Below are 9389 nucleotides of genomic sequence, written 5' to 3'. Positions count from 1 at the left end.
AAAAAGAATGGGGCAAGTATCCAAGTGAAAATGTTATAAGATTTATAGCAAGGAATTTTTATAATGTGCAAGATAGAAGTAAAATCAATATTTTAGAACTTGGTTTTGGAACAGGAGCTAATTTATGGTTTTGTGCAAAAGAAGGTTTTAGTGTAAGTGGTATAGAATGGAGCAAAACAGGATTAGAGCGTTTTAAAGCTCGTATGAAAGATGAGAATTTAAGTGATAAAATCAAGCAAATTGAACTGGGTGATTATATCGATAAATTAGATAGTTTTAAAGATGATAGTTTTGATGCCATTATAGATGTGGCATCGCTTTGTTGCAATGATAGAGAAAAGTCAAAAAATATTTTCACAAAAGCCGTTAGAAAACTTAAAAAGGGTGGCAAGTTTTATTCTAGTGCTTTATCCAAGCAAGTTTTTGGATATGAAGCTGACAAAGGAGATTTTTTCGAGCCAAATCACGGAATTTACATCAAAATGGGTTCTTTGCGTTTTGATGATGAAAAAAGCTTAAAAGAACTTTATAAAGAATTAAAATGTATCAATTTTTATACCCAAACCTTAAAGGATAAGCAAAGTATCAAAGAAGAAATTTTAATCTTTGAAGGTGAAAAAAGCTCTACGGAAGCTATGGGGGGGGGGGATTATTAAAAACAAGGCTTTAGAAAATGAGTAAAATTCTACTTGAAAAATTAGATGATCATTTCTTTTGTGATGATTTTGGCGAGGACATTTATTTTCAAAAAGAATATGCAAAATTTTATGGAAAAGTTTTTGAATTTGTCTATAAAGAAAATGGAAATTTTTTAAAAATTGTAGCCAATAAAAAAAGTATAAAGAATACTTCTTTTTTTGATTTGCAAAGTCCTTATGGGTATGGTGGAATTTATAGCAATAGCATGGATAAAGCCTTTTTAACGAGAGCTTTAGAGAATTTAAGACAGCGTGCTTTGAAGGAAAATATCGTTGCTTTTTTTATAAGATTTCATCCTTTTGATAAAAATTTAAGTTTTTATGAAAAAAAGCTTGATTTTTTCTTAAAAGAAAGAAAGATAGTCATAGTGCCAATCTATAAAAATTTAGAACAAATCAGAGCCAATTATAGTCCAAGAATAAAAACTTATGTGAAAAAAGCAAGAAAAGAACTTGAAATTTCAAAGGCAAAGGCAAGTGATGCTAAGGATTTTAAAAGACTTTACGATGAAACCATGAGAAGAAATCAAGCAGGTGAGTTTTATTTTTTTGATGATGATTATTTTAAAGAGCTTTTTAATTTTAAACAAAGCTTAATCTTAAAAGCAAGTTATAGGGGTGAAATTTTAGCCTATGCTAGTTTTTTCTTAGGTAAGAAATTTGCCTACTATCATCTTAGTGCAAATAAAAATGAAAAAAATGCCAATGCGGCTTTACTTGATTTTTCTTTTGAACTTTGTTTAAACAAAAATATTGATTTTATCCTACTTGGTGGTGGGGTGAAGGATGATGATAATTTGTTTTATTTTAAGCAAAAATTTTCAACACTTGAAAGCTTTTTTTACATAGGTGGGATAGTTTTTGATGCTTTAAATTATAAAAAATTTTGTAAAGATTATAAAAATAATTTTTTCCTCAAATACCGCAATGGGGGGGGGGTAGTTATTTTTACAATCTTTATAGGAGTAAAAATGAAATATTGTGATTATTGTGTTATGCCAGATACCAGACCCGGACTTAAATTTTTTAAAGATGAAAATGGCAAAAATATATGCAGTGCTTGTATCAATCATAAAAATAAAGAAAATATTGATTATAAAGCAAGGTTTAAAGAGCTTGAAGTCTTATGCGATAAATACCGCAGAATGAATGGAAAATTTGAATATGATTGTGCTATTGCCGTAAGTGGAGGTAAAGATTCGCATTTTCAAGTGCATATCATGAAAGAAAAACTTGGAATGAATCCTATTCTTTTTAGCGTTGAAGATAATTTCACCATGACTGAAGCAGGTAAGAAAAATCTTAAAAATTTAAGTGAAACTTTTGGTTGTCATATTATTAGCTTAAAGCCTGATATCAAAACTCAAAAAAAAGTTATGCTAAAAACCTTTGAAAAATATGGAAAACCCACTTGGTTTATTGATAGACTGATTTACAGCTATCCTTTTGCTATGGCTTTAAAATTTAATACACCTTTATTGGTTTATGGAGAAAATGTTAGTTATGAATATGGAGGTAGTGATGCCGAAGAAACTCCTAGTGCCAAAGAAATATTTTTAAATGGTGTAGCTAGTGATTTAGATATAAATGAATTTATAGACGATGAAATCAAAGAAGAAAATTTGCAACTTTTTTTCAATCCAAGCAAAGATAAACTCGATAAACTTGATCCTATTTATCTGAGCTATTTTATAAAATGGAATTCTTATAGCAATTATATTTTTGCTAAAATTCGTGGTTTTACTGATCTAGAAGGCGAATGGGATAGAACAATGTGTGCAGAAAATTTTGACCAAGTTGATAGTATAGGCTATATCCTACACGCTTGGATGAAATACCCTAAATTTGGTCATGCTATGGCAAGTGATTATGCGGCTCGTTTTGTGCGCTATGGGCTTTTAAGCAGAAAAGAAGCCATTGAACTCGTGCAAAAAAGAGATCATAAGCTTGACAATAGATGCGTTGAAGATTTTTGCAACTTCATAGGTATTAGCAAAACCACATTTTGGAAAATAGTAGAAAAACGCTATAATATGGATTTATTTTATAAAAATGATTTTGGAGAATTTAAATTAAAAAACAAATTACAATAAAAATATAAAGGAAAAAAATGCAAAACTCATTAGAAGCTTATACAATGAAATATAATGAAAATGGATACGGATTATTTTTTCCAGATGGTCATGTAGTACGTTTTTATGAAAGAATTTTAAAATACAAACTCGATAAAACAAATGGAAATTTACTTGATTTTGGTTGTGGCAATGGTGTACATTCAGCGTATTTTCAAAGCAAAGGGTTTAAAACTTTTGGAATAGATATAGTTCCAAGTTTAAAAGAAATTTGGGAGCAAAATATTAGCGGGGGGGGGGTATTGTAAAATTATAGAACCAAATTCTAGCATCAAAGGACTTTTTGATGAAAATATGGATATTATCTTTGCAAATCAAAGTCTTTACTATATACCCTTAAAAGAACTCAAACAAAATATTTTAGAATTTTACGAACTTTTAAACACGGGTGGAATACTTTTTGCTACAATGATGAGCAAGAAAAATTATTATTTTTCCCACAGTCAAAAAGAAGAAAAAAATGGCTTGAGTAAAGTTGAAATTAATGGAAGATTAAACGAAACAAGTTTTATACATTTCATCGATAAAGTCGAAGATCTAGAAAATCTTTTTCAACCTTTTAAAACTTTATTTTTAGGAGATTATGATCCTATTAATTTTTATAATTTTGAAGGATCAGCACACCATTACATTTATGTAGGTATTAAAAAATAAAATTTTGCCTTTATTTTAAGGCAAAATAAAGGCAAAACTATGAAAAAAACTCTTATCATCGCAGAAGCAGGAGTTAATCACAATGGTGATTTAAATTTAGCTAAAAAGTTAATAGAAATCGCAGCAGATTCAGGGGCTGATTTTGTTAAATTTCAAAGTTTTAAAGCCAAAAACTGCATCAGCACAAAGGCTAAAAAAGCACCCTATCAGCTTAAAACCACGGCTAATGATGAGAGTCAGCTTCAAATGGTGCAAAAACTCGAACTCGATCTTAAAGCTCATAAAGAGCTTATCTTACACGCAAAAAAATGCAATATCGCCTTTCTTTCTACTCCTTTTGATCTTGAAAGTGTAGATCTTTTAAATGAGTTAGGCTTAAAAATCTTTAAAATTCCAAGCGGAGAAATCACCAATCTACCCTATCTTAAAAAAATTGCAAAGCTTAATAAAAAAATCATACTTTCAACAGGCATGGCAAATTTAGGCGAGATAGAAGAAGCTTTAAATGTGCTTTGCAAAAATGGCGCTAAACGCCAAAATATCACTCTTTTACACTGCACTACAGAATACCCTGCCCCTTTTAATGAAGTCAATCTTAAAGCCATGCAAAGCTTAAAAGACGCTTTTAAGCTTGATGTGGGTTATTCTGATCACACAAGAGGCATACACATTTCCCTAGCTGCAGTTGCCTTAGGAGCTTGCGTGATAGAAAAGCATTTTACTCTAGACAAAAATATGTCAGGGCCTGATCATAAAGCAAGTTTAGAACCTCAAGAACTAAAAACGCTTTGTACTCAAATAAGACAAATACAAAAGGCAATGGGTGATGGCATAAAAAAAGCAAGCAAAAGCGAACAAAAAAATATCAACATAGTAAGAAAAAGTTTAGTGGCCAAAAAAGATATACAAAAAGGAGAAATTTTTAACGAAGAAAATCTTACTACCAAACGCCCCGCAAATGGTATAAGTGCTATGAGATATGAAGAGTTTTTGGGTAAGATTGCTACTAAAAACTACAAAGAAGATGAGCTTATCCGTGAGTAAAAGAAAAATTTGTATAGTCAGTGCAACAAGGGCTGAATGGTATCTTTTAAGAAATTTATGTCATGAAATTCAAAACGATAAAGATCTAAGCCTTCAAATCATCGCTACAGGAGCGCATTTAAGCCCTGAGTTTGGACTCACTTATAAAGAAATAGAAAAAGAATTTAAAATCACTAAGAAAATTCCTATCCTACTTGCAAATGATGATAAAATAAGCCTTTGCAAAAGCATGAGTTTAGCTTTTAGTGCTTTTAGCGATGCTTTTGAAGACTTAAAACCTGATATGGTGGTGATTTTAGGCGATCGTTATGAAATGCTTAGCGTAGCAAGTGTATGTCTTTTGATGCACATACCTTTAGTGCATTTATGTGGCGGGGAGCTTACTTTAGGGGCTATTGATGATAGTATAAGACACAGCATTTCAAAAATGTCACATTTACATTTTGTAAGTCATGAAATTTATAAAAAAAGGCTTTTGCAACTTGGAGAAGAAGAAAAAAGGGTTTTTAATATAGGTTCTTTAGCTTCTACTATCATAAAAAATATGAATTTTTTAAACAAAAAAGATTTAGAAAAAGCCTTAGAAATGAAACTAGATAAAGAACTTTACTTAATCACTTATCATCCTTTAACCTTAAATGTAAAAAATACTCAAAAAGAGATTAAAACCTTACTTAAAAAACTTGACACCCTTAAAAATGCAAGTTTGATTTTTACCAAAGCAAATGCCGATGAAAATGGACTTTTAATCAATGAAATTTTACAAGATTATTGCCAAAAAAACTCACACAAGGCTAAACTTTTTGATAATCTTGGCTCACAAAAATACCTAAGTCTTATGAAAATAGCCAAAGCCATGATAGGCAATTCTTCAAGTGGTATTAGTGAAAGTCCTTTTTTTAAAACTCCTTGCATTAATATAGGCGATAGACAAAAAGGGCGTTTAAGAACTCAAAATATCATTGATTGCGAAATCAACGATCTTGATCAAGCTTTTGAAAAATTAGAAAGCAAAGAATTTAAACAAAATTTAAAAAATTTTAAAAACCCTTATGATAATGATAAAAATCCCAATAAAATCATAAAAACTTGCCTAAAAAATGTAAATTTAGATACAATTTTACATAAAAATTTCATCGATTTATAAGGCTTAGTGTGGATATAAACAAACTCAAACTCACCCCTGATTCTAGCATAAAAGAAGCTTTAAAAATAGTCGGGCAAGAACGCGTTAGACTAGGCATTATAGTGGATAAAAAGGATAAATTTTTAGGAGTCATTAGCGATTCAAACATCAGAAAAGCTTTAATTAATGGCAAAACTTTAAAAGATAGTATCAAGGATATTTACACTAAAAATCCCATCACCATAAAAGAAAACACAAGCAAAGAACAGCTTTTAAAAATTTCTGCTAAAACCGATATTTATGATTTTCCTGTTTTAGATGAAAAAGGGCAAATTCTTTCCATAAAATCTGTCTCATCGCTTTTAAAAACCAATCCAAACTCCATTGTCATCATGGCTGGAGGCTTAGGATCTCGCTTAAAAGAGCTGACTAAAGATACTCCAAAACCTATGTTAAAAGTAGGCAAAAAACCCATTTTAGAAAGCATAATCCAAAGACTTAAAAACCAAAATTTTGAAAATTTTATCTTTTGTGTGAATTATAAAAAACAAATCATAGAAGATTATTTTCAAAAAGGGCAAAAATTTGGGGTTAAAATTTCTTATATTAAAGAGCGTAAAAAACTAGGTACAGCAGGGGCTTTAAGCCTTATAAAACAAGAATTTAAAGAAAGTTTTATCGTCATGAATGCAGACATTTTAACCGAGCTTGATTTTAATAATCTTTTAAAAGCGCATAAAAAATCAAAAGCTTTAATGAGTGTTTGCGTGCGTGAGTTTGAGCAACAAATTCCTTATGGGGTAATCACTCAAAAACAAGGTTTTATAGAAAATATAGAAGAAAAACCTACCCAAAAATTCCTAGTAAGTGCGGGGATTTATGTACTTGAAAATGAAATTTTAAATTTAATTGCTAAAAATGAATACCTAGACATGCCCGAACTCATCAAACTCGCTCTACAAAAAGGTAAGGTAAATACCTATATCATCAATGATTATTGGATCGACATTGGAAGGCCGGATGAGTTTTTAAAAGCCAATGAGGATTTTAAATGAAAGTCTTAATCATGGGCTTTGGAAGCATAGGAAAAAAGCATTTTTTGACCTTAAAAAATTTAAAGTATGAAGTAAGTTTGCTTTCTTTAAGTGCTAAAAAAGAAGAGTTTGAAAAAACTCAAATCTATCGTTCCTTAAAAGAATGTCATTTAAATGAATTTGATCTTTTTATCATCGCAAACATCACTACAGAGCATTTTAACACCTTAAAAACTTTAAATGAGCTTGTAAAAGATAAAATCATACTCGTAGAAAAACCTTTATTTGAAAAGGTGCAAAATTTCACAAGCTCAAAAAATCACATTTATGTAGCGTATTTACTGCGTTTTCATCCTGTGATTGTGGCTTTAAAAAAGCTTTTAAAAGAGGAAAAAATTTATTTTGCTAGTTTGGTTTGTAATTCTTATTTGCCTCATTGGAGGGCTTTAGACTACAGACAAAATTACAGTGCTAAAAAAGAGCTAGGTGGTGGGGTTTTACTCGATCTTTCTCATGAAATCGATCTGGCCTTTTTTCTTTTTGGAGACTTAAAGCTTATATACTCTCAAAATGCTAAAATTTCAGAGCTTGACATAACAAGCGATGATTTTGCCTTTTTGGTTTTAAAAAATTCACAAGAAGCTAAAATTCATATAGAACTAGACTATTTTTCTAAATTCAACAAAAGAGAAATTACCATCCATACTTTAGAAAAAAGTTTTAAAGCCGATTTGATAAACAATAAAATCGAAATTTATCACAAAGATCAAAGTCAAAAAATCTTAAATTTTGAAAACGATACGATAAAAACCCTTCAAAATTTACATCAAGCAGTCTTTGAAAAAGACAAAGAACTTTGCGATCTTAAGCAGGCTTTAAAAGTACTTGAACTTTGTGATGAAGTAAGGAGAAAAAATGGCTGAAATTTTATGTACCATTTGTGCTAGAGCTGGGAGCAAAGGCGTTAAAAACAAAAATATTAGAAAGATTAACGAACTTGAAATGATAGCTTATAGTATCATACAAGCTCAAAATTCAAAGCTTTTTAAACACATAGTCATAAGCACTGATAGCGATGAAATCGCAAGTGTAGCCCAAAAATATGGCGCTGAAGTTTTTTTCAAAAGAGAAGCCCATCTTGCCAATGATAAGGCTGCAAAACTTCCTGTCATGCGTGATGCCTTGCTAAGAAGTGAAGAGCATTTTAAAACGCGTTTTGAAACCCTCATAGACTTGGATGCTTCAGCCCCGCTTCGCTCAAGCCTTGATATAAAAAAAGCTTATGAAAGTTTTGTTAAAAATGACAATTCCAATCTCATCACCGCAGTTCCCGCTAGACGCAATCCTTATTTTAATCTCATAGAAATACAAAATGATAAAGTGGTAAAATCCAAAGAAGGAAGTTTTACCACTCGCCAAAGTGCCCCAAAATGCTACGATATGAACGCTAGTATTTATATTTTTAAAAGGGATTATCTTTTAGAAAATGATAGTGTTTTTGGAGAAAAAACAGGGCTTTTTGTGATGGATGAAAGCACGGCTTTTGATGTAGATAGCGAGCTTGATTTTAAAATCGTAGAGTTTTTGATCTCTTTAAAAAATTTATCACCAAAGGATTTTTAATGCTTGAAAATAAAATCATCTTTGTAGCAGGAGCTTGTGGGCGTATAGGTAAAGCACTTTGTCAAAAAATACTTCTTAACAAAGGCACAGTGATACTCGCAGATATCAACAAAGAATGCTTAAAAAAATTGCAAGAAAATTTAGAAACAACTTTTAAAACAAAACTTTTAAGCTTAGAACTTGACATCACCAAACAAGAAAGCTTACAAACCGCCCTTCAAAAAAGTCATGAAAGATACGGTAAAATCGATGCTTTTGTCAATTCAAGCTATCCTTTTGGCAAAGATTGGGGTAAAACGCCTTATTATGAACTCAAATACGAACAAATTTGTGAAAGTTTAAATTTACATTTAGCAGGCTTTATGCTGGCTGCTCAAGAATTTGTGAAATTTTTTAAACAACAAGGCTATGGCAATATCATCAATCTTAGCTCCATCATGGGAGTTTATGCGCCAAAATTTGAAAACTATGAAGGCACTTCCATGCAAAGCTCTTTAGAATATAGCGTGATAAAAGCAGGGATTAACCACATGGGTACTTGGCTAGCTAAAGAGCTTTTTAATCAAAACATACGCGTTAATACCCTAGCAAGCGGGGGAATTTTAGACAATCAAAACGAACTTTTTTTAAAAGCTTATAGAAAATGTTGTGCGAGTAAAGGCATGTTAGATGCAGATGATATATGTGGAACTTTGGTGTTTTTGCTTAGTGATGAGAGTAGATTTATCACAGGGCAAACCTTAGTAGTAGATGATGGATGGGGCTTATGATGACCTTCACCCCTACTCAAAAAGAACTCTTTAATAAAAACATTGAAGCTTTAAGCAATATTCTTTTAAAAGAAAGTTTAAAAGAAATCAAGTCTAGTAAATTTGAACTTATCTTAGGTAAAGATAATCTAGATATCAATTTAAAAGATACAAGTGATAATACTTTTCTTTATGAAAATGTTATTGATGAATTAAACTCTATGCTAAATACTTATAATAATAAATACCTACTTTATCCTGTATTGTATTTTTATGGTTTTGGAAATGGAATTTTATTTAAAGCTTTATTGCAAAATAAAAATCATCAA

8 protein-coding genes and 2 pseudogenes are annotated in these 9389 nt (G+C 30.7%); all 10 read left to right on the top strand.

Features of this window, described 5'->3' with window-relative positions:
* Nucleotides 1-656: class I SAM-dependent methyltransferase (locus tag BGS43_RS09255; protein WP_096569517.1), on the top strand; the 656-nt coding region annotated here is incomplete at its 5' end.
* Between the two features lie 1013 nt (nt 657-1669).
* Complete coding sequence (locus BGS43_RS09245) at nt 1670-2791, top strand: N-acetyl sugar amidotransferase (protein ID WP_057033201.1); 1122 nt, start codon at nt 1670-1672, stop codon at nt 2789-2791.
* Between the two features lie 17 nt (nt 2792-2808).
* Nucleotides 2809-3484 (top strand): annotated as a pseudogene (locus tag BGS43_RS09240) (methyltransferase domain-containing protein).
* A 39-nt stretch (nt 3485-3523) separates the two neighbouring features.
* A complete protein-coding gene (gene legI, locus BGS43_RS09235; protein ID WP_071450888.1) occupies nt 3524-4528 on the top strand; it encodes a N,N'-diacetyllegionaminate synthase in 1005 nt (334 codons plus the stop codon).
* Nucleotides 4521-5675, top strand: coding sequence for a GDP-N,N'-diacetylbacillosamine 2-epimerase (hydrolyzing) (gene legG / locus BGS43_RS09230; RefSeq protein ID WP_032684866.1), 1155 nt, complete (start codon nt 4521-4523; stop codon nt 5673-5675). Before legI ends, legG begins: the two co-directional genes overlap by 8 nt.
* Nucleotides 5676-5683: 8 nt before the next feature.
* The gene (locus BGS43_RS09225; protein WP_044600635.1) at nt 5684-6709 is read left to right on the top strand and encodes a nucleotidyltransferase family protein; all 1026 of its coding nucleotides are present in this window, start codon (nt 5684-5686) and stop codon (nt 6707-6709) included.
* Nucleotides 6706-7611 (top strand): L-glutamine-D-fructose-6-phosphate isomerase subunit, encoded by a 906-nt coding sequence (gene ptmF / locus BGS43_RS09220; RefSeq protein ID WP_044600636.1) that lies wholly within the window; start codon nt 6706-6708, stop codon nt 7609-7611. Before BGS43_RS09225 ends, ptmF begins: the two co-directional genes overlap by 4 nt.
* The gene (legF, locus tag BGS43_RS09215; protein ID WP_057033204.1) at nt 7604-8311 is read left to right on the top strand and encodes a CMP-N,N'-diacetyllegionaminic acid synthase; all 708 of its coding nucleotides are present in this window, start codon (nt 7604-7606) and stop codon (nt 8309-8311) included. The genes ptmF and legF overlap by 8 nt, the downstream gene beginning before the upstream one ends.
* Nucleotides 8311-9081 carry a flagellin modification protein PtmA gene (ptmA, locus tag BGS43_RS09210; RefSeq protein ID WP_096569514.1) on the top strand — a complete coding sequence of 257 codons (771 nt, stop codon included), beginning with the start codon at nt 8311-8313 and terminating at the stop codon, nt 9079-9081. Before legF ends, ptmA begins: the two co-directional genes overlap by 1 nt.
* A pseudogene (locus BGS43_RS09205) lies at nt 9081-9389 on the top strand (motility associated factor glycosyltransferase family protein); the annotation flags it as partial. The gene ptmA and the pseudogene BGS43_RS09205, both read left to right, overlap by 1 nt.

The sequence above is a fragment of the Campylobacter sp. 110 genome (assembly GCF_002383965.1).
Taxonomy (GTDB): domain Bacteria; phylum Campylobacterota; class Campylobacteria; order Campylobacterales; family Campylobacteraceae; genus Campylobacter_D; species Campylobacter_D coli.
This window is presented reverse-complemented; position numbering and strand designations above follow the sequence as displayed.